At 57.8% G+C, this 22,163-nt stretch carries 24 protein-coding genes and 1 pseudogene; 18 read left to right on the top strand and 7 right to left on the bottom strand.

All coding sequences use genetic code 11. The annotated features are described in order from the left end of the window. The first annotated feature begins 29 nt into the window (after positions 1–29). From J7U39_RS31395 to J7U39_RS31375, 5 genes and pseudogenes are all read left to right on the top strand, one after another. Positions 30–1,639: pseudogene (locus tag J7U39_RS31395) on the top strand (hypothetical protein). After that, positions 1,629–2,651: a dienelactone hydrolase-related enzyme gene (locus tag J7U39_RS31390; RefSeq protein ID WP_210633843.1), complete on the top strand. Its 1,023-nt coding sequence runs from the start codon at positions 1,629–1,631 to the stop codon at positions 2,649–2,651. Before J7U39_RS31395 ends, J7U39_RS31390 begins: the two are co-directional and overlap by 11 nt. Positions 2,652–2,735: 84 nt before the next feature. Beyond that, positions 2,736–3,797, top strand: a complete 1,062-nt coding sequence (gene ligD / locus J7U39_RS31385) for a non-homologous end-joining DNA ligase (RefSeq protein WP_210633842.1) — start codon at positions 2,736–2,738, stop codon at positions 3,795–3,797. 201 nt (positions 3,798–3,998) lie between these two features. Continuing rightward, entirely contained in the window at positions 3,999–5,030 is a 1,032-nt protein-coding gene (locus J7U39_RS31380) for a PIN domain-containing protein (RefSeq protein ID WP_097596229.1), read from the top strand. Between the two features lie 91 nt (positions 5,031–5,121). Beyond that, complete coding sequence (locus J7U39_RS31375) at positions 5,122–5,775, top strand: hypothetical protein (RefSeq protein WP_210633841.1); 654 nt, start codon at positions 5,122–5,124, stop codon at positions 5,773–5,775. Between the two features lie 30 nt (positions 5,776–5,805). On the opposite strand, the gene J7U39_RS31370 is transcribed toward J7U39_RS31375, so the two are convergent. Further along, positions 5,806–6,978, bottom strand: a complete 1,173-nt coding sequence (locus tag J7U39_RS31370; RefSeq protein WP_210633840.1) for a Shedu immune nuclease family protein — start codon at positions 6,976–6,978, stop codon at positions 5,806–5,808. Positions 6,979–7,128: 150 nt separating this feature from the next. Between J7U39_RS31370 and J7U39_RS32225 the strand changes: the two genes are divergently transcribed. Together J7U39_RS32225 and J7U39_RS31365 are read left to right on the top strand one after the other, a co-directional pair. Beyond that, positions 7,129–7,254 (top strand): hypothetical protein, encoded by a 126-nt coding sequence (locus J7U39_RS32225; protein WP_259665404.1) that lies wholly within the window; start codon positions 7,129–7,131, stop codon positions 7,252–7,254. Positions 7,255–7,387: 133 nt separating this feature from the next. Continuing rightward, the gene (locus tag J7U39_RS31365) at positions 7,388–7,861 is read left to right on the top strand and encodes a hypothetical protein (RefSeq protein WP_210633839.1); all 474 of its coding nucleotides are present in this window, start codon (positions 7,388–7,390) and stop codon (positions 7,859–7,861) included. A 68-nt stretch (positions 7,862–7,929) separates the two neighbouring features. Here the strand turns inward: J7U39_RS31365 and J7U39_RS32140 are convergent, their stop codons facing one another. Both J7U39_RS32140 and J7U39_RS31360 read right to left on the bottom strand, forming a co-directional pair. Next, complete coding sequence (locus J7U39_RS32140) at positions 7,930–8,133, bottom strand: hypothetical protein (protein WP_097596233.1); 204 nt, start codon at positions 8,131–8,133, stop codon at positions 7,930–7,932. Between the two features lie 95 nt (positions 8,134–8,228). Then, complete coding sequence (locus tag J7U39_RS31360) at positions 8,229–8,744, bottom strand: helix-turn-helix transcriptional regulator (protein WP_210633838.1); 516 nt, start codon at positions 8,742–8,744, stop codon at positions 8,229–8,231. Between the two features lie 702 nt (positions 8,745–9,446). Between J7U39_RS31360 and J7U39_RS31355 the strand changes: the two genes are divergently transcribed. From J7U39_RS31355 to J7U39_RS31335, 6 genes are all read left to right on the top strand, one after another. Then, positions 9,447–9,902 carry a protein psiB gene (locus tag J7U39_RS31355; protein WP_210633837.1) on the top strand — a complete coding sequence of 152 codons (456 nt, stop codon included), beginning with the start codon at positions 9,447–9,449 and terminating at the stop codon, positions 9,900–9,902. Then, the gene (locus J7U39_RS31350; protein WP_247241831.1) at positions 9,902–10,900 is read left to right on the top strand and encodes a hypothetical protein; all 999 of its coding nucleotides are present in this window, start codon (positions 9,902–9,904) and stop codon (positions 10,898–10,900) included. Before J7U39_RS31355 ends, J7U39_RS31350 begins: the two co-directional genes overlap by 1 nt. A gap of 33 nt (positions 10,901–10,933) precedes the next feature. Then, positions 10,934–11,380 carry a hypothetical protein gene (locus tag J7U39_RS31345; RefSeq protein WP_210633835.1) on the top strand — a complete coding sequence of 149 codons (447 nt, stop codon included), beginning with the start codon at positions 10,934–10,936 and terminating at the stop codon, positions 11,378–11,380. A gap of 11 nt (positions 11,381–11,391) precedes the next feature. After that, complete coding sequence (locus J7U39_RS32135) at positions 11,392–11,751, top strand: hypothetical protein (RefSeq protein WP_247241830.1); 360 nt, start codon at positions 11,392–11,394, stop codon at positions 11,749–11,751. An 11-nt stretch (positions 11,752–11,762) separates the two neighbouring features. After that, positions 11,763–11,978, top strand: a complete 216-nt coding sequence (locus J7U39_RS31340) for a hypothetical protein (protein WP_247241829.1) — start codon at positions 11,763–11,765, stop codon at positions 11,976–11,978. A 492-nt stretch (positions 11,979–12,470) separates the two neighbouring features. Continuing rightward, on the top strand, positions 12,471–12,668 hold the full coding sequence (locus J7U39_RS31335; RefSeq protein WP_097596239.1) for a hypothetical protein: 198 nt from the start codon (positions 12,471–12,473) through the stop codon (positions 12,666–12,668). A 403-nt stretch (positions 12,669–13,071) separates the two neighbouring features. Here J7U39_RS31335 and J7U39_RS31330 read toward each other — a convergent pair whose 3' ends face one another. The 4 genes from J7U39_RS31330 to J7U39_RS31315 all read right to left on the bottom strand — a co-directional run bounded on the left by J7U39_RS31330 (position 13,072) and on the right by J7U39_RS31315 (position 16,230). Next, positions 13,072–13,905: a hypothetical protein gene (locus J7U39_RS31330; protein WP_210633834.1), complete on the bottom strand. Its 834-nt coding sequence runs from the start codon at positions 13,903–13,905 to the stop codon at positions 13,072–13,074. A gap of 483 nt (positions 13,906–14,388) precedes the next feature. Next, positions 14,389–14,643 (bottom strand): hypothetical protein, encoded by a 255-nt coding sequence (locus tag J7U39_RS31325; protein ID WP_097596242.1) that lies wholly within the window; start codon positions 14,641–14,643, stop codon positions 14,389–14,391. Then, the gene (locus tag J7U39_RS31320; protein WP_210633833.1) at positions 14,640–15,905 is read right to left on the bottom strand and encodes a type VI secretion protein ImpB; all 1,266 of its coding nucleotides are present in this window, start codon (positions 15,903–15,905) and stop codon (positions 14,640–14,642) included. Before J7U39_RS31320 ends, J7U39_RS31325 begins: the two co-directional genes overlap by 4 nt. A 91-nt stretch (positions 15,906–15,996) precedes the next feature. Then, positions 15,997–16,230: a hypothetical protein gene (locus J7U39_RS31315; protein WP_097596244.1), complete on the bottom strand. Its 234-nt coding sequence runs from the start codon at positions 16,228–16,230 to the stop codon at positions 15,997–15,999. Between the two features lie 544 nt (positions 16,231–16,774). On the opposite strand from J7U39_RS31315, the gene J7U39_RS31310 reads away from it, so the two are divergent. The 5 genes from J7U39_RS31310 (at position 16,775) to J7U39_RS31290 (ending at position 21,822) form a co-directional block, all read left to right on the top strand. After that, on the top strand, positions 16,775–18,697 hold the full coding sequence (locus J7U39_RS31310; protein WP_210633832.1) for a ParB/RepB/Spo0J family partition protein: 1,923 nt from the start codon (positions 16,775–16,777) through the stop codon (positions 18,695–18,697). A 232-nt stretch (positions 18,698–18,929) separates the two neighbouring features. Then, the gene (locus J7U39_RS31305) at positions 18,930–19,169 is read left to right on the top strand and encodes a type II toxin-antitoxin system VapB family antitoxin (protein ID WP_096771613.1); all 240 of its coding nucleotides are present in this window, start codon (positions 18,930–18,932) and stop codon (positions 19,167–19,169) included. Further along, positions 19,170–19,604 (top strand): type II toxin-antitoxin system VapC family toxin, encoded by a 435-nt coding sequence (locus J7U39_RS31300; RefSeq protein WP_210633831.1) that lies wholly within the window; start codon positions 19,170–19,172, stop codon positions 19,602–19,604. Between the two features lie 431 nt (positions 19,605–20,035). Continuing rightward, positions 20,036–21,313 carry a plasmid replication protein RepC gene (gene repC, locus J7U39_RS31295; RefSeq protein ID WP_210633830.1) on the top strand — a complete coding sequence of 426 codons (1,278 nt, stop codon included), beginning with the start codon at positions 20,036–20,038 and terminating at the stop codon, positions 21,311–21,313. Between the two features lie 68 nt (positions 21,314–21,381). After that, complete coding sequence (locus tag J7U39_RS31290) at positions 21,382–21,822, top strand: thermonuclease family protein (RefSeq protein ID WP_210633851.1); 441 nt, start codon at positions 21,382–21,384, stop codon at positions 21,820–21,822. Positions 21,823–22,163 lie beyond the last annotated feature (341 nt).

Here is a 22,163-nt window from a genome sequence, read left to right as displayed (position 1 = left end):
AACCAAACGAAACCGAATCTGGTAAGCCTTTGTTAAAAAATGGAAAATTTTTTATCCCCCCGCCAAACGACGGAAGTGATTTCAAAGAATTATTCAAGCGATTGGCTGCGGCTGGAGCAGGTCGACCATTGGGTAGCGATGGTTTTCCTGCAGGGCCGTGGACGCCGGAGCTTCTTGCAGAGGCGATTTCACAGATTGATTCGAACCGGGCTGGCGTGGATCTGCGAACGGTTCAGCTTTGGTTTCAAGAGAACGAGAAGGGCATCAGCACAGCCAATATTCGTTGGCTGGCAAGGATTTTTGGGTGCGATGATCCAGTCGCCACCAGTGAATGGCAGATGGAGCTTAGCGATGCGCAATCCCGGTTCGCGGCAAGGAGACGAGAATCTAAGAATGCTAGAAGCAGCGTTGCGCCCGGTGTTCCGGAAGGGCCATTGACTGCGACTGTCGATGATGTGACTGGCTCGGGAGCTGAGTTGGCACGGGAGACCGATATCAAGCGGCCGGACCGGCGTTTCGGCTTGGCGCTGAGATCGGAAGCGCTTTTTTCTCGCGGATCTCCCTTAAATTTACCGGCGTCGGTATTTGCGGGCGCCACCGCTCTTGGCTTCTTGTCATACATCACGGGCATTCACAGCGCCACGTACGTCCGGGCGGATGGCGTCGTGAAGCAGGTTGGGTTTCTTTGGGCACCGAATTGGACATTCCTCTTCATGGTGCTTTTGCCACTGTTTTTTGCGATCGTAATAGAGCTGTTGGTCTTCTGGAGATACGAGGCGCGCTTAGAGCTTATGGCCCAGGGCGGCATGATGGAAAGCGAAAATGATTGGGCGCGAAACGTCGAAGCTTCTTCGTATACATTTTGGGCGGTTTTCTTGATTTGTGTATTGTTTGCCGGCCTTTTTCAGTGGATCGGCGTGTGCTTGATCCCATTGATGAACGGTGGTGATGACTACGCGACGAGTTGGGGCACGTTGGCTATTGTGCGCCCTGAAGTTATATCGGTGCCAATGTCGATCGTGTTCACGGCTCTCGCATATCTATACATGTGCCTATGCTTTTATCTGTTCTTCGCAGGCCTCATTTTGCTTCACACGATGGTCCATGATCTCTGGAAAATTGGGGAAGCATCGAAGGCCTGGCCGGAGGTGGAACATCGACACGAGCTCGATCAACTTGGTCTCAGGGTGATGCGCGAAATTTTTCGGTGCACTGTGCTGGGTATTCTAGTCGCCATGTGCATGAAGGCCCAAAGCTCTTACCTGACATCGAATGGAGAGAACATCGTGGATTGGTTGGTCGGCGATATGTCATCAGCCTTGTATGTGCATAAAGATGTTAGCAACGGGTTCAGTTATAGAATGCCGACACACTACAGCAGCCTTCTTGTTGCTATTTCAACTTGCGTCGTCTTCCTCGTTGCTTCCATCCGTTTAAGTGTCGGACGTCGATATCGTATGCTTTTGTGGAAGATGTCGGCGGTCGTAGGCTTGCTCGTTGTTGCCTATCTCTTGATCGGCGCATTCGCTGGCTTTTCGATCCTTTTAGGTATCGGAGTGCTCCTCGCGGTATATGGCCTCTTTGACCCAGTGTTTGGGCATGGCGAACGAGTGAGGTAGGAAATCAGAGTGTATCATAGTTGGCTTGATCGTTGGGACGAGCGGCGGGCGCGGCGCGGCGAAGAAGGAAAGGAAAGAACGGCCCTCGTCCTTGACGCGGAACGCGCCTTTCCAGGTGCGGAGCAGATAACAAGTCTCGAGGAGTTTTGTGTCCTTGCGGGCCACGCCGTGGCTGGCTCAGCCTTTTTCGACTGTCCGGAGGGCGGCGATCAGGGTTTCGAAAAACAAGGCGAATGGCTTAAATTTCCATCGGACATTTCCACGGACGTTGAAGAGAACAACATCGTCTGGGCAAAAATAGCAGATAGCGGGTCCTTCGATCGCGCATTGGTGATTTTTCACCACTGGAATGCCAGCTCCCGAAATCGCCAGATCGCCAGCTTTTTCTCGAAGCGCGGCATCACGGTCGTCGAGATTGCTATGCCCTATCACTTCGAGCGCGCCCGGCCAGGCTCCGTGCATGCCGATTATATGCTTAGCGCCAACCTTGGTCGAACGATCCAATCCGTAAGGCAGGCAGTATTGGACGGCCGAAAGCTCATTCGTTGGTTGAAGCTCGAAGGCTATCGAGACATTTCGGTCCTCGGTATGAGCTTGGGTTCGTGGGTCGCTGGATTGATCGCAGCGCATGACGCGGCCGTGTCAAAAGCCTCGTTGTTTCTGACGGCGGGAAGCCTGGCCGACATGGTTTGGACGGGTCGCGCGACACGAGCAATACGCGACAGTCTTGCGCCTGAGATTGATCTGACCGATCTCCGAAGGGCTTGGGGGCCGCTCAATTTGGGGAATTGCGCACAGCGTCTGGCGCGGTCGGATCTCGCTCTGCACGTTGTCTTGGCCAAGAGAGACAAGGTGGTGTTGCCAGAGCTATCGGCGAGTTTCATGCAGAAGCTGGAGGACATCGGCGCTCGGCCAAATATTTTGGAATTAAACTGTGGGCACTATTCGCTCGCCATGCCGCCCTACATTCTGTTGGCCGGTTTGAGCCTGAAGCGGTTTCTATCGAGTCCTGATAATTGCCGACGAACATGATCTGGGCGTCCGCGTCCGTTTAGGCCGCGGCTAACCGGACTTTCATATGGATACTTTTAAGCAAATGCTGTTGAAATAGAGAGCATGGCAAAAGGCACGCGTCCGCCTCGCTCGAAACCGCTCCTCACCGATGAGAGCGGCCAGCTTCAAAGTCGCCGTGTCTGGAAACGGAACCCGGCGCAACCCGCCCTGCCCTTCGATCCCATGCCGGATCGCGTGGAACCCGCCCTGGCTTTGCTGAAGCAACGCCCACCGGCAACAGGCTATAACTGGGAAATCAAATGGGACGGATATCGAATTCACGTCCACGTCGAGGCCGGTCAGATCCGTGTTCTAACCAGAGGCGGATACGACTGGTCGCATCGATTTCCCACAATTGTTGACGCGGCTCGAGAACTGGGACCTGCGTCAATGATTTTGGACGGCGAGGCCTGCCTATTCGATGAACAAGGCCGCTCGGATTTCAACTTGTTGCAATCCAGCCTGGGTGCGGTCGGCCGACGGAGCGGCAACCTCGTATCGCCCGCAACCATGATGGCCTTCGACCTGATCTATTTCGACGGCCACGATCTGCGAGGGCTGGAATACGGCTCTCGCCGCCATCTGCTCGAAGATCTGCTGCAGGGGAAGGAAAGCGCGATCCGGCTTTCTGAGGAGATCGACGCTGATCCTGTCGAGCTGCTGGACCACGCTTGCAGGTTGGGCTTGGAAGGGATCGTAGGGAAGAAACGCGACAGCGTTTATCGATCCGGCAGAACGGACGACTGGATCAAATGCAAATGCGTCCAAAGCGAAGCATTCTTCATCGTCGGGTATGAGCCTTCCGTCGGCGCTTTCGGCGGCTTCCGCTCTCTTCAACTTGCGGCCTATCGAGGCGATGATCTGCGCTACGTGGGCAGCGTAGGAACTGGATTCAAAGAGCGGGCGTCGCTCGCGTTGCGCACGTCCATGGACAAGCTGCCGTGGAAGCGAAGGCAGCCGCCGGTGCCATATTCAGGCGAGCGCAAGGTCGTGTGGATTGAGCCGACGCTTATTGCCGAAGTCGAATTTCGGGGTTGGACAACCGACAGCAAGCTGCGGCATCCGTCCTATAAAGGGTTGCGCGAGCACCAGGATAATGCAGACGTTTTCCAGTTAGAGGGATAGAAATTGCGGGCTCGCCAACTGATGTCATGGGAACCAGCCTCAAGACCTCACCAACGTCCGAGCGGCTCTTGGTCCATTGGCGGCAGGGTGCGCCATCCGGCGTGCCGAAATCTTCTGCGTGGATGAATAAGTCGGATCATTGTTTGCCAAAAATGTAGGTGGCAATGTCACACTCGCGGCCGACTGCAGTTTGAGGGTGAAATGATCTATCGCGTTTTAATCGACACGAGCGTCTGGCTGGATATCCTCAAGGACCAGCGTCTCGATCCAGTTCTAACTGCTGTCGAAGAGCTAGTCTCTCGCGAGGAAGTATCCCTCATCGTGCCCGAGCAGGTCATGTTCGAGTTCGAAAAGAACTTGGGAAGGGTAAAGGACGCGCGGAAGGCTAGCCTCCTTTCCACCGCCAAGCGTTTTCGAGAAGCGTTATCGCAAATCAATTCCGGCCCAGACCGTGACAAGGCTTATGAAGCGGTCGACGCGATAAATCACAAACTGGCGCTGTCGACGGATACGAGTGAAAGCGTCATCCAACGCATTTTCAAGCTCATGGTTGGAGCGCCAGTTATTGCGACGACGGACGGTGTTAAGCTCCGCGCTGCTGATCGGTCGCTTGCACGTACGGCGCCGTGTCATCAATCAAAAAATTCCATCGCCGACGCCATCATTCTAGAAACTTACCTTGAGGCGATGACGGCGGAGGGCGACCCGGAAAAACGGTTCGTGCTCGTGACTTCCAACACAACTGATTTCTCGACTGCAATTGGGAACAAGAAGTTTCCGCATCCCGATCTGGAGACGCACTTCACTGAGCCAAAGTCGGCTTATGCAACACAGATCGCAGATGTAATCCGCGACATCGCCAGCGATTTGCTCGATGAGTTCACGTTGGGAGACGAATTCCTGGAAGAGCCTCGGACGTTGTCTGAGCTGCTGGAGGCGGAGAACCTGCTATATCGCCAGGTCTGGTACAATCGCCACCACAACTTGCGCCATCGCATCAGCATCGGCGAAACCAAGGTGGTGGACGAGATCGATCTATCAAAGCGACCCGCCCAGAGCCTTATTGCTCGCGACACCTGGGCGTCAGCACTGGCAGCAGCAAAGCGGACCGAAGATGAGGTCGGCGTGGAAAATCTTGGCCCATGGGATGACTTCGAATGGGGCATGATCAACGGGAAGCTAAGCGCGATCCGATGGGTGTTGGGGGCAGACTGGGATTTCCTCGACACCTGAATGGGGACTACTGGTTTTCCGATTTGGTCTACAAGCAGCTTGTCTACCTAACGAAAACGCAAGCCGAAATGTGTATTGAAAGTTTGGGGCGATGAACGAGGAAGAGCGTATTTGGGGGGATTTGACCCTCAGAGAAATCGAGGAAATCATCCAGCGTTGCTATCGCTACAGTGGTTTTGTTTATGAAGGATTTCCTGATCTGTATGTTCAGCAATTCTTTATTACTAAGTCGGTCGATACCGATGGTTACCCCTTTGAGATCGATATTACAGTTTACAAACGCGGACCAAGTGGAAATTTCGGGGCTGAGTCACCTTGGCGGGTCGGCATTCACTACGAGTCAGTTCAAGGGGATGACTTCGATTTTATCGAGCGTCATGCCAGGAGCACGACCACCGCATACAAAATGGGACGCCCGGGCACGCCAGAGGAAGTCAAGTTCAAGTTGAAGCGTTGCAATTATCCTCTTGCCTCCAGCAAGGTGAGCGAGGAAGCCTATCGAGAGCTGCTGGCGCTGAACGATCATTATAAGCGGGCGGACGAAGCCACGTCATCGCTGGGAGCCTGGGTCGACTCTGGGTTTAATATGGGTGTTTATTGCCGTGGATGCTCCACCCGAAGACAGCTCGATCAAGCGGCATTGGAGCAACTTCGCGGCATAGGTCACTCCCTGGAAAGCCTGAAGAATCGCCTTGTCTGTCATTCGTGTGGCAAGAAAAACGCTTTCACATATCCCACCCGATAAGGCGGATAACTTCGAATCCTCGGCTGGGCTTTATGGCTGGTTGGAATGATTCTGATCGCTGGCGGAAACGATTAGCCGCGCTCGCTCGTACAGCTCATCGAACGTGACCACTTCCGGTCGGAGCAAATTTCGCCTGAACCGTTCAAAGCATCCGAACTTTCGTTCATTGACGCCGTGCTCGTTCTCGAATTCGGCAAGCCGCCCGCAAACAACGAAGGAACGAGGCTCGGTCGTGAAAATTGTCTCCCCCGTCGGTTCCCCATCTCTATCGGTCACATGGACAGTGGAACTCCAACGCTCTAGTGCCGCAGCGACTGTTCCTTGCACCTGTGCGACCGCCCCGCAAAGCTCTTTCGAGGGTGTCCAAATTCCTGACCGATATTGGTCGGGCGATACCAGCTCTGTCCTATGATGCTTCAGCTCAACGAATGCGGCAGTGTTGAGGATCGCCCGAGATCGAAGCAGGGCGTCGACCCGCTTCCCGGGCCCCTCCAGGTCGTGCCCGCGAACGGTCTGTTCCAGCTTGCGATTGTCCAGCGGGCCGAAATTGATCAGGCTCAGAGAGTATCCGAGAATCCAAGGGTTTCTCTCCAAGAAATGCTGCCAGAGTGTTTCAGGTCCTTTACCGTGTTGAGCCACGCATTGATCGAAATAGGCATCATCTCCAAGCAGCCGCCGAAAAAGCGCGAGCTGCTTCTTCCTATAAGAGAGAGCGACAACGTCCTCGGTTGTGATCTCGTTCCGGGCAATGGCCGCTAAAAGCTGCTGATTGTCGGCTGCGATCCTGCGCATCTGATCCGGCTTGAGCAATAGGTTCTCAAGGTCGCGGTCGGATATGTTGAGACGACCATCATCCGGAAAATGGATGCGCTTTATGTTCGCCATAAACTTGAGGAGAGCAGTCATCTCGTGCGGGCCAAAGGCGAAATATTCCTTTGCATTGCCCTTCGACGTAAACTTCTGGATCGTAACCGATCTGAACGACCGATCATCCTCTAGGAAACTAGCCTTAATTTGAAATCGACCACCCTCGGTCTGCCGCAGAACAAGTTCGTCCTTTACCTTTGCAAACTCGTATCCTGGCTCGCCGTCTATCACCTTGTTCGCAATTCGCAGTTTACGCCCAGCATAATCCTTGAAAGCCGGACTGGCATACGTCTTATCTGGGCGGGAGTTGTGAAATATTTCTTCTTCACTGCTCATGATGTAGACCCAATGGATTTATCTCTGGTTGTAGCATACGCCCGGTGATTTTGCCGCCTAAAACCAGCGCTATCGTGGTAGATGCCCCAGTATCCACCGGTTTCCCTGCTTATTGCCGCATCCAAGACACCTCAAACGGGGTTGCAGGGAATGAAGAATGGCGTTGCCCCATTTCCGACGAAGCTCGTGGCGGTCAATCCACCCTTCCCGCTCGCAAGCTGGGCAATTGCCACCCAGGACATTCCACTGAGGCAGATCGTCGATAGCCATCCCTAGCGGGTCCTGCACAGGCCCGATATAGGTGATCGCGTCCCTTCTCGGCCGACCGATCTCAATACCGCGACGGTGTTTCATCGTTCCACATTTGTTCGCATCCGGGCAGGGTGTCAAGGCGACGGAAAGGGAGCAAATGGAATTCGAGGGAAAGACCACGGCCCAGCTGTTGACGATGCATGCGGCTATCATGGAAGAGCTGCGCGGCCGAAATGTCCTCAGAAGCGCCAACAACCCGACCGGGGACCTGGCCGAATACCTCTTCTGCGCCGCTTTCGGCTGGCAGCAGGCCGCGAATTCAGTCAAGGGGTATGACGCGCTCGACGGCGCTGGAATCAGATATCAGGTGAAAGGCCGCCGTATCCATCAGCGCAACAAATCCCGGCAGCTCTCCGCGATCCGCGACCTGGATGGTTTCGACGTCCTCGCCGTCGTTCTATTCGACGATGACTACCAGATCGTCAGGGCAGCGCTGATTCCGGCCGCCACGGTCAAGGAAAAGGCCGTCTACATAGCTCACACCAACAGCCACAAATTCCTGGCAAGGGATGGCGTCTGGGAAGTTGCCGGTGTCATGGACGTGACGGATAGGCTTCGACAGGTACCGTGAGCCGTCAGCTCGCGTTCGAAAATGTCGCTCGGTCGCGCGAAAATTTGGGCGCCAGGCTCACACAACGTTTATCGGCGCTTTTTCAGGTCAGGAAATGGGTCCCGCCCCATTGCCTTTGCGATCTTCCGCCAGGCCAGTCCGCCCATGCCAGGTATCCGCAGAATCTCGACTGTAGACAGGTGTTGCATGTCGTCAACGACCTCGTATCCGAGCTGGTTGAGCTCAGTGAGGAGCCAAGGTTTAAGTTTCAAGTCTGAGAGTTTCGTATCCATGCGGCGATAAAATCACCCCTTGCAGCGGCCGGCAATTGTAGAATCATGCAAGCTTGGAGTCGGCGCGCTCGTCGCAAAGGCAGGGGATGATCTATTCATCCCATTCCTTCGCCGAGGGCCTTCAAGACCCCAAGAGCCCGTTTCCGAACGGTGGCATCCTCAATGCGAGTGAACGTCCGAATGAGCTCAATCCCTTCATCGCTGGTGGCGAACTTTATGATTTCCGCGTGGAGGAGGACTTTCGGATCGGCGCTGATCTCGCCGGCGTCGTCGGGCATCTCATCGAAAAAGTGGGAAACCGGGGCTTGCAGGGCAACTGCGATCAGTTGAAGGCGGCTTGCTCCCACGTGATTGATGCCCTTTTCGTATTTCTGCACCTGCTGATACGTCACACCGATCGCGTCGGCTAACTTCTCCTGTGAGATTTTCATTTCGAGTCGCCGCGCGCGAAGGCGACGGCCGACGTGAACATCGACAGGATTGATCTTCTCAGGCGTTGCGTTCGGCTGACCGTCGAAAGGTTTGCGATAGATCGATTTGCCAATCAGAGGATCGTCTATTTGCTGTAAACCGAGATCCAAAATCCACTGCTCGAGAGACGGCCCTGCCATTCGTCCTGCCGATTATAACTAGAGGTATGGATTTCTCTAACCCAAACGGTTGTATTTGGGGAGCCCCTAAAACGCCACAGACGGAATCAATTTGGCGCATCGCTGACGCGAGCCCGCTCTATGCCTGCGGCACGAAGCCCGCTGAAAAGCGGTCTTCGCCCGTGCGGGTAACGATCGGTTGCGCAAGAGTCGCTACGCAGTCGCCTCCTTGACTGCATCAATTTGCCTCTAAATCCCGTTTACAGACCCCCTCAAAATCAGCATATTGCCTGCCAGAAAACACCAATCACGGGTTGGTGCATGACAAGTCGCTAGCCCTTCTTGTCATGCACCGCGGGGGCCGTCCTGATCTATGAGGCAGGGCGGCCCTTTCCATATCTGAAATGGCGGCCCGGCGGCCGACTCTGTCTTCCTGAAGGAGGGAAAGAGGGCGCCGCCCTCTCTCCCTCACAAGGGAAAAAACGGTCTCCCCGTCCTTCCTCCCCTCGCCTTCGGCTCGCTCCGTGCAGGATCGACGCGGATCCGCACGTGCGGATTTTGCGTCGCCCCTTCGGCTCATGCCTCGGGCGGGCGAACCCCCTCCGTTTTGTTCCCTTGCCTCCCTCTCTCCCGCTGCTCCGCGCGAACTCGGGGAGCAGGAGCGGGGCTCCTGCCCCTCGGGCAGACGCTAGACCGCTTCGCGGAAAGGAAAGGGCTAGAACAATGATGCGCGTGAACACTGCTTATCTGCTGGACCCGCAGACCACGATTTTTAGGCCGGTGGAGCTTCCGGTCGATACGGGTATCCGGCCGATTTATGACTTAATCGGTTGCCGACTGCTTGAAGTCGTACGGTTTGACGAGCGGCACACGCTTTTCGTCGACGAGGACGGATTGCGGGATGGGCTAACCGCCTTCACCATCTTTGAAGGTTTCCCGCAGCCGATCGCCGGCAAGATCGTGCTCGTGGGGGGCGATGGCAGCACCCCGTACACCTCCCCCCTCATCAGCCTTGAAGATGCGGCAAAGCATTTCAAATGCTGCCGCCCGGTTCTGGACCCGGTGTTTGCCAAGGCCGATGAGATTTCGGCCGGTGGCATCATCATCGCCGGCGCGCTCGCAGGCCTGCAATGCCGCATCGAGCGCCGCGCGCCTGTCCTAGTCGAAGGAGAGGCATGATGAAAATCGCAGCACTCGAAAACAACATCCTAGCCATCGTCGCAGGAACCTTCGCCGCAACCATTGCGGCGGAGGACATCGAGGCGAAGTTTCACGCCCTCACCCATTTTCCCGACCGGCGCACGAAGGCCGAGCTTTCAGAGCTTGCGGAGCGGTTGAACCAATTCGCCGCTTACGTTGCCGAGCTTTGGGACAAAGCCTGCGTTCCGATTCCGGAACCGGATATTGAAGCTTTCGCCCGCCGTCACGTCGAATTGACGCGGCGCTATTGGGCGGCGGAAGGCCGTTGCATGAACTGGTTTGTCACCGGCCCTGCCCGCTTTCCCGTCGCCCGCAATGAAAAGCGGATGAAGATTGCCGATGCGCGCCGCGCCGACCTGAAGGCGCACGAGGCGACGGCCCGCAAGGCAGTGAAGCGGAAGGCGTTCCCGCATGGCACCGATGATGAGCCGATCCGTTCCGGAGATCCAGTGGCCTTGCAGAGGATCATGACGCGCATCGAGGAGACGGCGCTTGCCATCGACCGGATGAAAGCCGCGAACGCGATCATCCGGCGGATGGAAAAGGACCTCGCCAGCGAAGAGGACATGATTGCCACCGTCGCCGCGAACACCGGACTTTCCGCCGAAACCGCAGCCAGCGGCGTCAAACTAGCACCGTGGCAGTCCCGGCGCGGTTTCACCACGACCAACAGCCGTGCCGAGCTTCGCCGCCTGCAGCAGCGCCTTGCTGTCCTCGCAAGGATGAAGGAGCGCGGCACCCAAAGCCAGGAGGTCGAGACGGACGCTGGAGCCGTCGAGGTCAAGGAGAACGCCGATATCGCGCGTATCCAGTTGATCTTTCCCGGCAAGCCGGACGACCCGACGCGACGCGTGTTGAAGGCGAACGGCTTCCGCTGGTCGCCGTCGCAAGGAGCTTGGCAACGGCACTTGAACGAGTCCGGACGCTACGCCGCCCAGCGCGTGTTGAAGACGATCAGCGGCGCCAACGCCGCCTGATCAACCGCCCCTATTCGAAGGAAGGACATTCCGATGACCCAGGCAATCTATTTCGTCATGGAGTTTCATGGCACGGGCGACCCCTATTTCGGCGGAACCGCTGCCGATTGGGCGGTCTACAAGACCGAGGACGGCGGGCACGCTTTCATCAGCGCCGCCGACGCGCAGCGCCGGAAACTGGTCACGGCCTATTATCCGACCACGACGGAGGCAGAACAGGCCGGAACCGAAGCGAGCACACGGAAAGGGCGGATTTCCGCTCTTCCAGCCAAGCTACGGCCCGACCTGCCAACCGGGCAGATTTCATGGATTGTCGGCAACAAGCACGTCGGCGAGGACGATAGCGACCTTGCAGAGGATATGGCCGACAGGGCGAAACGGGCGGGTGCAACCGATTCTGACATGGTGGCGCAAATTGTCGCCTATGCCCTTGCCTGCCATCGCGCCAATCAGGCGCTTGTCGCTCACTTCCGGCTGTAGGGGGCGCGGACATGCGACTCGAGCGCCGCAGCGTCGACGTTTTCGACATGCCGTCGGGTACGGGCGGAAGCTTCACGGTTTCCGTTGTCGAGGAGGTTGCTGCCGATAGAGTGCGGGTGCGCGTCTGGTACGGACGCGCACCCGCACTCGGTTGGGAGGCTTGGAAGGATTGGGATGGCTACACTTTCGAGGCGGAGCGAGCCGCCCTCACCAACCAGGGACTATGCCGCTTTTCAGAACGAGGCCGCGCCGACGGCGCGGCCTTCACCGAACAGGCCACGACAGGAGCCAGCATTGAGCCGCTATACTGTTGCAGTGATCCGCGACCAAGGCCGACCCGGAAGCCACGATCGGCTATGACCGGCCTTTAAGGACCTTCTTTTTGGAGGCGTTTCCGGACCGCGAAACCGACGAATGCGCCCTGTGGCTGGGCGGGTTTCTTGAGGAATATCCAAGCTTGGAAGCCATTATCGAAGCCGCGCGGGTGCAAGGCTACGAGGTTCACGGCCTCACGCGCGAAATGATACTGGCAATGATCAAGGAAGCTGGGCCGCCTTCTCCGCCGAGCCTTGGTAAACGCCTTGGACTTGTCCGTTAGCGCGCCTCAATCAGCCTGATCCGCATCGAGCGGACCAAGGCTGATACGAGGGGAGCCCCGAAGCCCCTCCCCTCGTACTCCCCTCCCCATCCACGGCGGCCGCCCCGCTGTCACGAGCCGGCTCACTTCGCGTTGTTGTCGTTGTCGGCCGTCGAACACAGTTGCCAACCTGGACCCCGCTACAGCAAAACCGCGACCGAGATCCGGCCTGAAGGCCGGATGGCGACTTGCCGATTGACGGCGAAGGCGGCGGCTGAGGCTACGAAGGCCGCGTTTTCCGGCCTCTCCTTAGGTGGCTGTCCGCAATCTGATGCTGCGCACGATACGTCAGGGCCGGCCTTGGCGTGCAACCCTAAAGGGTTCTCCTCTCCTCTCCTCTCCTCTCCTCTCCTCTCCTCTTCGCTCCGTTGCGACCGCTTCGCGGTGCACTCGGCCGTCCCAGCCGTATTCGAGCTTCGCGATTACGCACAACCACTAAGGAGGATCACCCTCATGAAAACGCTCGTAACCTTCTGCCAAAAGACCGGCCGCCGCCTTCGTCAGTACATCAATCGGCAAATCGCCAAACTGTCCCATAAGGGCCAGTTGAAAATCTCCGTCGCCTTCTCGCTTCCGTTCCTCGCCAAGGTCGAGGTCAGCTATCAGGTGCAGTTCGAGGGGAAAGCCGACAACGACAACAAGCCGAAGTGACCGCAAGCTGCGCCCTGCCAAAAGCAGGGTGGCCCCGGTGGCTGATGCTTGAAATTGCTGGTTGAAGAGGCCAGTATTATGCGTCAACCTTAAGGAACTCATTTGTAACTTCGCTTCGCTTCAAAAATTCGTCGGGGGTCCGCGGGTATGAAGAGTATCTTCGCAAATTCATTTGACGCCGAGAGCGCGGCAACAGCCGCGATCGAACTTTTTGGCAACGAGGCCGGTACCGCAGTGGCGTATTGCGCCCTCGATGCTTGGACCGAAAGGCGAGACGATGACTATAAGTTCTGGGTCAATGTATTCAGTCGCCTAACGGGCCTTCCGGCAACCAGCAGCACACATTGAGGACGGGGCTCCAACTTGGGCACCCACGTCTCCTGGACCTAGCCGAATGTACCTGTCAGCCCGCTTTTCCGCTCCGGACCACCCTGCCCAATCGGGAGAGCCGTTCAGCCATAATCTCCGCGGTTAACGGTTCGGGGGGTGCAGTTGTCGGCTGAGGCTTTGGGCAAGCCGGCTTCCTCCGCTCCCCGTCATTCCGATGGCCATTTTCATTCGAAGAAGCAGACGAGTCGTTGAACATCAACGCCAACAGGAAATAGACAAGCCGCGGGGTCCATTTTTCGCCCACGGCCGTCCGATGACCATCAATGTTAAGGCGCGCTGCCACATCCCTTGGCTTTCGGGTACTCTCCCGCGCATAGGATTTCACGATAGGCTCGAGCTTCCCAAAGAGCGCGGCAAACGGCACTTTTTTGGTATCAAAGTGAACCATCTCCACTTTCGTCATGTCGTATTTTGAAGCTTCGGTTTTGCTTGCGGGCTTCTTCTTCTTTCGAATCAATTGCGCGTGGTCGGTTCTTCTGGCCGATTTCGGCGCTGCCTTGGGCGTGGCGATGGGAGGTGAAGTGGGGTTTTGCCGAGGAGGCTCTGCTGTCGTTTCGACCCACGCGCCGGAGAGGAAAGCAACCGGCTGCAATGTGTCACGATCAACGAATGAAATCTGGTTGCCGCGAACGCTCACAAAGTCCCCTGCCTCAAAAAGCGGCTTTGCCGATCGGCATGTAAAGCGAAACTGTTCGCCTGTATCGGAGTCGAGAAACTCGCCCTCAACCTTATTTTCGTCGCCGCGCCTGTCGACGGATTGAACGACTACGAGTGTCCACTCTTCGGGCTTTCTTCGCCCGAAGACTTTGTGCCCGGATAAACCCACGATTTGCGCAGCGTCGAGCAACTCGATGACTTGGCCTCGCGCCCGCCGCGTAGGAACGGCGGGTGCTTCGACTGCAGCAGCGAATATCTTGCGCCGCGAATTATCTGTGCATCCGTGTTTTGGCCACGGCGGACCAGGGTGATTGAAGAAAACCCTGCTACCGGCGGTATTTGCGTAGAAAAAGACTGGTTCTCTGCAAACGGGGCAGCGAGCGTTTGGAATGACGTAGCATGCGGAGACGGAATTCGCGCCGCTCTGCTTTAACAGCACTTTTGCATCTCGATACCGAATGCTCTCGGTAAGATCGATCCTGTTGATCCTTGATCGCCCGTAATTGACGCACCATCCGCATGAACAATCGGGGTAATGATTATTGCCTGTCATAACGTTCCGATGCGCCCCAGTCGGATAACGTATCCTGTCGAAAAGCCATCTCCGCCCGCTCCTCCTCCTCGGTGCCACGATGGCGAGAATGCTTCACAGCAGGCGTGAGGGCAAGATCGATCAGGCAAGTCCACCGACAAACCCGGTCAGCTCATCGAGGCGGACCATCGACAGGAGCACTCCGCCGCGACATCCGCGCGCCCTGCACACGGTTTCGCGCTCCAGCTCGTCGATGTAGAGAAATTCTCGCTCTGGCGACGAGCAGACGATCGCCCGCGTCAGATAATGGACGTGGCCACATTTCTTGCAGCGCGCTTCCAGCCTTTGATTGTCGGCCAGATCGCCGACACGGATATTCTGCTTCCAGCTTTTCACCAGAAATCCTCCGCGGATGGAATGCGCGTGTAGCTGATCTTGCCGCCGACATGGCCGCCAGCCGGCGGCCGCCACTGGCCGAGACTGACGACCGTGCCGGCGTATCGCGTATTCAGATTATCGGTCGCCTTGCTGGCGTTTTCCCAGCGCCGACGCGTGCGATCGTCATTGAGGAGTAAGTCGAGCTGCCGCTCGTGCGACGGAGACAGATCGTAAAGAGTAACCCCGATCCGGAATATCGTTATTCCTCGCGGGTGATCGCGGCGAACCTGGTTCCACAGTTCTGCCAGTCCCGAAAGGATGGCCTGGTCATCGTTGACAACCTGTAGATGACGCTTGCCCATCCATGAGCCGTCGCGGATCGACAGCCATAACCACAAGCCGCCAGCATAGAAGTTTTCCCGGCGCAGCCGCCGCGCCGCCTTAATCAGAAGCAGGCGCGAGATCTCGCGTGCGCCGGCAAGCGTCCGCGCCTCCGGTGGAAGGACGCGGCCATGTCCGAACATCCCGCGGTTCGATGCCGGGGCCTGAATGTCGTAACCGTGCAACGCGTACCAGAGCCGTTCTCCGGTGACGTTGCCCCACAGCTTACGCATGTGTTTCGGCTGAAGGTTATAGAGCTGTTCGGTCGTGTAGATCGCCGACCGGTAAAGCCGCTTCGCCATATTGCCGCCGACGCCCGGAATATCTTCCATTGCCACCACAAGCAAAGGCGCCGGCATGTCTTCAGGCCGCCAGATGGCGAGCCCGTCCCCGTATTGGCCTCCGTTCCGCTTGCCTTCCTTGCAAGCGATTTTCGCGAGCTGGCGATTGGCGGCAAAGCCGATCGAGCACGTGATCCACGGGCCGACGTTCTCCGCGATCGTCGCCTTGATCGCGGCGGCCAGGCCGCGAGGATCCGCCCGGCCGGCCTCATCGAGGCGGCACGTCAGCTCGTCGATCGACTTGGCCGTGTCGATCGGAATAACGGTTTCGATTTCCGACAGAAGCGCATTGTGCGCCCGGCGATAGAGGTCCGGCTTTTGTGGAACCAGAACGAGCTCAGGGCAAAGCCGTTTCGCTTCGTTGATCGGCATGACATTCTTGACGCCATATGCCTTGGCCTCACGGCTGCATGCGATCACGGCCGTCCGGTCCGTTCCCTCGAAGGGAACGACGCCGACCGGCCGACCTCTCAAACGTCGGTCGCATTGCTGTTCGACCGACGCGAAGAAGCCATCGAAATCCAGATAGAGGCGTTCGATCGTCTCCGGTTTGCGCATGTTTGCTCCTGGTGAGTAGAACAAAAGCAGAACACCCGCATGTGTTCGTCGTCAAGAGGAATATTTTCTTATGCGCAATATGAATTTTCGATCAGATCTCGCCCATGAAGCGCAAGCCCTTGTCCGTCAGCCCCAGAGACGTCAAGCTTCCTTGCGTAAACACAGGATGCTGAACCATCGCAAGCTTATGATCGAGCAGGACGCGGATGCGCCGCCACGGTACGTCGAGTTCTTCGCCACGCACGATCGCCGTCATGTCGGCCATGGCATCGCGGCGTTGAGGCTCTGTCATTGGCGGCGCTTCATATTGATCGACTATGCTCATACGATACCTCCAGGTTCCTACGATAGGCCATGATTGTCAGCGGAGTTCGCCGGCGACGCGGAGCGCTCCATACTCGGGGCGGCGATGGCGAACGGGCTCTCTTCGGTCGATACTACACGGAACCGCTTGCCGGGGGCAGTCGTTCCCGGTTTCCGCCCTGCGGTCGGCGCTATGCTAAACCTCCTGCGGCTGCCCTTTTAACCGGTCAAACGGTGCGCGAACTGACTTCGGCCGCTGCGCCGCCTTCGCCTGGTATGCTCATTGTTTCCTTTAGCGGGGAAAGGGTGCTCTGCTCCCTCTCCCCTGCAAGGGGAAAATCGGCCTCCCCGTCCTTCCTCCGCTCGCTCGGCTCGCTTTGTGCAGGATCGACACGGATCCGCATCCGCGGATTTTGCGTCGCCCCTTCGGGCGGGTGATCCCCCTCCGATTTGTCCCCTTGCCCCCTCTCCCTCGCTGTTCCGCACGAGCTCGGGGAGCAGGAGCGGGGCTCCTGCCCCTTCGGGCACGAGACCGCTTCGCGGGAAAAAGGGAAAAGGGAAATATTATGACCGAGATCATCATCATCGCATTGAACAAGCTGGACGCCGATCCGAAGAACGTCCGCAAGACCTACAGCGCCGAGGGCGTCGAGGCGCTGGCCGCCAACATTAGAGAAGACGGCTACCGGCTGTTGCAGAACCTCGTTGTTCGCAAGGGCGACAAGAAGGGCCGCTATTTCGTGACGGCGGGCGGCCGACGCCTTGCCGCCCTTAATCTGCTGGCCGAGGCGAGGGAGATTGCCAAGGATTTCCCCGTCGATTGCAAGGAGCGCGAAGGCGAGATCGCCACGGAAATCAGCCTTGCCGAGAACATCTTGCGCGAGGACATGCACCCGCTCGACCAGTACGAGGCATTCGACGTGCTTGCCAAGCAAGGCAAGGACGTTGCTGACATCGCGGCCCGTTTCGGCACGACCGAAATGGTCGTTCGCAAGCGGCTGGCGCTCGCCCGCGTGGCTCCGGTGCTGTTGCAGCTTTACCGTGGTGAGGACATGAGCTTTGCGCAGCTATCGGCCTTTACAGTCAGCGATGATCACGAAAGGCAGGTGGCGGTTTGGAACGCGCTTCCCTCTTGGAACCGCGATGCGCAATCGATCCGGCGAGCACTCACCGAGGAAATGATTGCCGCGACGGATAAGCGCGTGCAATTCATCGGCGGACTGGCGGCTTACGAGGAAGCCGGGGGAGCAGTCAAACGTGACCTGTTCGATGACCGCAACGCCGGATATGCGACGGATGCCGCCTTGGTCGAAAAGCTCGTGGCGGAAAAGCTCGAGGCGACCGCCGCCAGCGTTCGCGCCGAAGGCTGGAAATGGGTGGAGTGCTCCGCAACAGCCCCCGCTGGCTATCATGCCATGAAGCGCCACTATCCGGAGCCGGTTGCTCTTTCCGAGGAAGATCAGGCCGCGCTTGATGCCGCGCTGACTGAATATGACGAGCTTGCCGAGTTGATCGAAAACGGCGTGGCCGACGACGAGGCAGAGACAAAGCTGGCGGAGACCGAAAAACGGATAGACGCGCTCAACGCCCGGACGGAAGGGTACAGCCCTGAGGCGTTGGAACAGGCGGGAACCCTCGTTTTCCTTGACTATTACGGTCGGCTTGCCATCGAGCGCGGTTTCGTAAAGCCGAACGAAAGCGCCGAGACGGAGGACGAGGATGATGATGGCGAGGGCCAGCCGAGCGGTAAGGATACGCAAGCGCCTAAGGTCCCGTCTATCAGCCATTCGGCTGCTCTGATCGAGGACCTGACGGCTCATAAGACTGCCGCGTTGCGCATCGAACTGGCGAACAATTCGGAGGTCGCCCTTGTTGCCGTCGTTCATGCGATGCTGTTGCGCGTGGCCTACCCGTATAATACGGAGCAGAGCGCCCTTCAATTGTCGCTGACACACGAGCGTTTGGAGCCGTCGATCAAGGACGCCGAAAGCTGCAAAGGGCTGGCCGCCTTCAATGACCTTGCGGACAACTACGGCCATCACCTGCCCGGCAATCCTGCCGATCTGTTCGATTGGCTCTTGGATCAGCCGCAGGACAGCGTGCTTGCGCTGCTGGCATTCGGCGCGGCGCACGCAGTCAATGCGGTGGAGAAGAAGTTCACGGACCGGAAAAAGGGTATCGAGCAGGCGAACCAGCTGGGCCACGCGCTCAAGGTGCATATGCCGGATTGGTTCGAGACGACCGGCGACAGCTATTTCAAGCACGTCAACCGGACGACCATTGAACTTGCGGTGGCCGAGGCGAAAGGCGGTGAAGCGGAATTGTCGGTGAGAGCCGCGACCAAAAAGTCCGAGGCGGTGACGATCGCGGACCGTCTTGTTACCGGAAGCGGCTGGCTACCGGCCCCTGTTCGGATATTCTCCCCCGAACAGACCGACGATGGCAAAAGCTCCGCCGAAGACGAGCAGTTCCCCCAAGCGGCTGAGTAACGTCAGTCGCGGGCCGGTCACGTTACCCACGTGATCGGCCCTCCCGCTGTTTGGAGCGCACCGATGATTGCGGGCAGGATCGACCTGCCCGCAATCATGTTGAGGGGAGGCCCAAATCCCCCTCCCCTCAAACTCCCCTTCCCGCCCGGATTCGGACGGCGCGATTTCGTATTTGTGTTGATGAGGATATGAAAAAGAGGATATGATAATATCCTAGAAAGGATATGCCACCATGCCGCTCTACATCAAGGATCCCGAGGTGGACAGGCTCACCGAGGAGCTTATCGGTCTCACGAAATCCAGCAAGGTTGAAGCAGTCAAAGCCGCGCTCAAGCATGAGATCGCCAACCACAGAGGTAGTTTGCCAATGCGCGAGCGGCTTGCCAAGTCCCTCGCCATGGCCCGCGAAGCTGGCCCGTTCGCTCCCGGCGACCATAAACGCGAAACAGATGAAATGTGGGGCGAAGACTGAATGCTGTTCGTTGATGCCTCAGTCGTCGTCGCCATCCTCGCCCAGGAGCAAGACGCCGCCGAACTCATGGGCCGGTTAGAGCGGGACGGCGGTCCTTATTACATGTCAGCAGTGGTCCGTATGGAGGCCACCCTGTCGCTGACGCGCAGGTTGGCCGAGGCAGCCGGCAAGGACAAGCCCGCCACCGCCGAAATGATGGAGATCGCCCGCCGCCTGGTCGATCAATTTGTTGCCGATCTGGAAGCGCGAGAGGCAATGATTTCCGGCGATGTAGGTAGCAAAGCTCTCGATGCCGCTCAGCAGTTTGGAAAAATTGTGAATCATCCGGCAAAGCTGAATATGGGTGATTGCTTCACCTATGCCTGCGCCAAGGCTTACCGCATGCGGATTGCTTACAAGGGCGATGATTTCGGCCAGACCGATCTAGGCTGGTAGAATCACTGAAGATCCCCGATTCCTCCAGTCGGTCGCATCCTGCATCGTTTTGCTTCAACATGATATGCCAGAGGCAGCCTATTCGGTGTCGGCACTAAGCGCGAAACCCCGAAAAACCAATACATTGCTGCTGCAGACGCGCACCTTAACCGGTTATGCGTGTAGCACGTTGTTGCGCCATTATGCTTTATGGCGCTATGTTTACCAATCAGCGGAATCAGCGTGATTCCGCATCTGACATTCTGACCATATTTACGGAGAAGACACACCGACCAGAAAAGAAGAACCGCTCCCGAAGAAATCCGGAAGCGGTCTGTGAGTCGATAAATTAGCCAAGTCACTTCTCGCAGACCCTCCCTTCCCTGTCAATAATGAAAGCACCTTTTCGGTGAACGGCGAAGCTTTCCCTGGTCTCAAGACGGAGACAAGGAATGGGGAATACCCAAACGAATCAGCGGCTAAGCGGCCGCCGGATAACGCCGCGGCGTGCCCACTTCTGCCGGCTGGCAGAGTCGGCACGAGTCGGGACGATCACGCGCGCCCAATTGGCCGTACTTGTTCAAAGCCTTCCGTGCATTGGCCTGATCAATGGAACCGAAAGCCATTTGCTGGTAGCTCTGATCAACACGGCTCAGGCCGATACATTCGACAAATCGGGCCGTCCGATCGTGTTTAAGTCCAACCAACAACTGGCGTTTGAAATCGGCCGGTCGGTCGGTCGCGTCAGCCGCATGTTGTCGCGCCTGTTCGACGCTGGCCTTATCACCATGCAGGACAGCGGGAACTACAAGCGCTATCCCATACGCAACGGCGAAGGCGAGATCACGGACGGATGCGGGATTGACCTGCGAATTCTGATCGTCCGATATGCCGAACTCGATGAATCGGTCAGGCAGGCGCGCGCTGAGAAGAAGGCCGCAGATACGGCTTTGCGGCGCTATCGGGGCGCGCTGCGCAAAGCGCGCCAGGCCCTCGCGGTCGCCGCAGGGCATTCCGAACGCGCTTTGGCCCGTCTTGCCGCCCGCATTGATCGCGTCAGCGATCTTGTCGGGATTGCCGGCAAGGCCTCAAGCCGGATGTTGCGCCGAGCAACAGCCCTTCTGGAGTGGTTGGTGGAGCGCTTGATGCAGCTTCCGTGCCGATCGAAAGAAGCGGTTCATTCGCAGAATATGACATGCCCGTATGTCGAAAACGACATGCACAAACAGATTACAACCCCTGATCCAATTGCAGAGAGTAATGATGAAAGGCGTTCGGCTACCGCCGAACAACTCAGCTTGCTTAAGGCTGGCTCCGCCAGCAAGAGGGCTTTTGAAGAAAGCCTGGGGCGACGCCGGAGCGAAAGCAACCAGCCGCAGCAGCTGCCGCGGGTATTGGTGGCGCTGCAAGACGTGCTGCGGGCGGTGCCAGCGCTGAAGACCTACGGCTTTGCCCCCACCAGTTGGGCCGACCTTGCGCGCACCGTGCCCCTGATATGCCGGTTTGCCGGGATCTCCGATGATGCCCACCGCCGCGCTGTCGAGGAGATGGGCGAACAGCAAGCGGCCGTCGCAGTTGCGGTGACGCTCGAGAAATACGAGCGGCAGGAGGTCAGCTCGCCGGGAGGCTATTTACGGGCCATGACGGACCGCGCAAGAGCGGGCGAATTGCATCTCGCCCGCTCCATCTATGGGCTTGCCGCCCGAAATTCCATGGAGGTTACACATTGAGACGCAATGCCCTATCGACGTTTTTAGTAACTCTTTTGATCAGCCACAGCACTGTCGAGGCCGCCGATATGTCCGGCCGAGCCCGTGTGATTGATGGCGATACCATCAGCATCAGACAGCAGCGGATCAGGATCGCGGCCATCGATGCTTGCGAGCGCGATCAGACCGGCTTGAAGGATGGCAAGGTCTGGCGCTGTGGCGCCGCGGCCCGCAGCTATCTTGGAAAAATGATCGACGGTCAGCATGTCCGCTGCGACATCATCGACCAGGATCAGTATCGCCGCCTCGTGGGGCAGTGCTTCATCGGGGACACCGATATCGGCCTTGCGATGGTGAAGGTCGGACTGGCGGAAGCAATGCTACGGTATCTGCCGGCTGCCCACTCAATCAGCGAGGTCGAGTACGGCCAGGCCGAAAACAGCGCCCGCGATCACGGTTTTGGCATGTGGGCTGCAGAGATCGAAAGTCCGTACGACTACCGCCGGTCGAAATCTTCCAGAATTCCGTGACGGAAATAGCCGGCATAGCGCGATGGCATCGGACGGGTTGCGAGCCATATTGCTTCACGATTCGGGCGAAAAGCCGGATTTTTCGTTGATCTGGCCGGATTTCTGAATAATATTGGCGCAGCCTTTGCGGCTTTAGGCTGATGACGAACAGGAGGCGCGTTGCCAGAATCGGTCAGGTCTCACCCCTCCAAGGCGGTTGCTTTTGACGCTCGTTCGCACGTCGACGCGGTTAGCGCAAAGCGGACGACACAAAAATTTCCCCGCCTTCGGCTTCCTCGCGATACAAATTTTTGCGTCCTCTCGCCTCCTCCGCTCACGCTCCGGCCTACGGTGCGCACCGC

Source organism: Rhizobium sp. NLR16a (genome assembly GCF_017948245.1).
Lineage (GTDB): Bacteria > Pseudomonadota > Alphaproteobacteria > Rhizobiales > Rhizobiaceae > Rhizobium.
The sequence above is the reverse complement of the archived record's forward strand: the minus strand, read 5'-3'. Positions and strand labels throughout refer to the sequence as shown.